This window comes from Rubidibacter lacunae KORDI 51-2, assembly GCF_000473895.1.
GTDB classification, from domain to species: Bacteria; Cyanobacteriota; Cyanobacteriia; order Cyanobacteriales; family Rubidibacteraceae; genus Rubidibacter; species Rubidibacter lacunae.
In genome coordinates this window covers 1-1,127 of record NZ_ASSJ01000071.1, presented here as the reverse complement: position 1 = coordinate 1,127, position 1,127 = coordinate 1, and the positions used below count along the sequence as shown (strand labels likewise).

The window sequence follows — 1,127 nt, the reverse complement described above, 5'->3', positions numbered from 1 at the left end:
CAGAGCCGTTTGTTGAGGTAAGCGCATCGATGCGCCAGCACTTGCGGCACATTGTCCTCCTCCCATCTCGCCCCTGAGATTTTCAGCCGCTGGTCAATTTGCTTCACCGTTGACTCCACTCCCCCCGAGCCGATGGCACACACCTCCTCACTTTGCAGATACTCGTAGTTGGGTATCCGCACACGGTGCTTCCTCAGGTAGCGCCGGAAACACTGCGCCTGATGCTGGCGGCAGTTCTTGAATAAGGCTCGGGTTGCCGCCACCTTCCCCTGCCAGAGCAGCTGCCGCGCCTGCCGCCGCCGTCGCTGCGGCGTGCCGCCCACTTTCTCCAAATTCTCCATCAGGTGATACCAATCCAAGACCTCCCGTCGCTCCACTGTCGGCGGCATTTGGGCAAACAGATTCCAAATCCCGTCGTGACCGTCTCCCAGGCAGGTCACGGGCTTCGCCAGCGGTTGCTCGTTCAGCCAGGTAACCAAGGCGGCGTTGTCGTCAAACCAGGCACCGTAGAGTTTCCCCGGACCCAGATACGCGGCCTTGTATTGTTTCCAGCGCGGTGGCTGTCCGGGCTTCACCACCAAACGCACCGTGCCCCCATCCAGACTAGCTTCCGTCACGGGCGCGCTGGCCTGGGGTGCCGGAAAAGACTGGCGATGTACCAAGCGGTGTTGAGTTTTGGCACTGACCGGGATGCCGGTGAGCAGTTCGATATCCTCCGCCGTGTGCTGGTAGGAAACGTTGGCACTCACGCGCAGACAGCAGCGCTCGAGCAGCGGGCTCAGTTGGCTGCGAGGCTTGAGTTGCAAGCGCTGGGCTTGCTCGCTGGTTAGGGTCAAGGACCCGAGGATGCTTTTCACCTGTCGGGGGTAGCCGGCAGTTGTCTGCGTAGCTGCCGTGACAAAAAAATTCCCAGTTGGGGCAGGACGGTCTGTTGGGCTTGGGCGCGCCAGGTCTGCTCGATCCCTTCGAGGGTCTGGAGCTGGTCTGTTGGCGTGTTGCGATAGAGGATGTCAGCGATTGCCGCGACATGCTGTTGGAGTTGAGCGTGGTCTGCGGGGGTCATGAGGCACTCCGAGCTTGGGGACACTTCCAAGCTAATTTTCCTCTCCAGAAGGTGACACGCACCC

At 60.9% G+C, this 1,127-nt stretch carries 1 protein-coding gene; it reads right to left on the bottom strand.

Annotated elements, in window-relative coordinates; translation table 11 throughout:
- A protein-coding gene (locus KR51_RS12700) for an ISKra4 family transposase (RefSeq protein WP_156915109.1) occupies window positions 1-1,063 on the bottom strand; the annotation gives its coding sequence in 2 pieces (ribosomal slippage) (window positions 1-907 and window positions 907-1,063; 1,064 coding nt annotated over the 2 pieces). This gene is flagged as partial in the annotation.
- Between the last annotated feature and the right edge of the window lie 64 nt (window positions 1,064-1,127).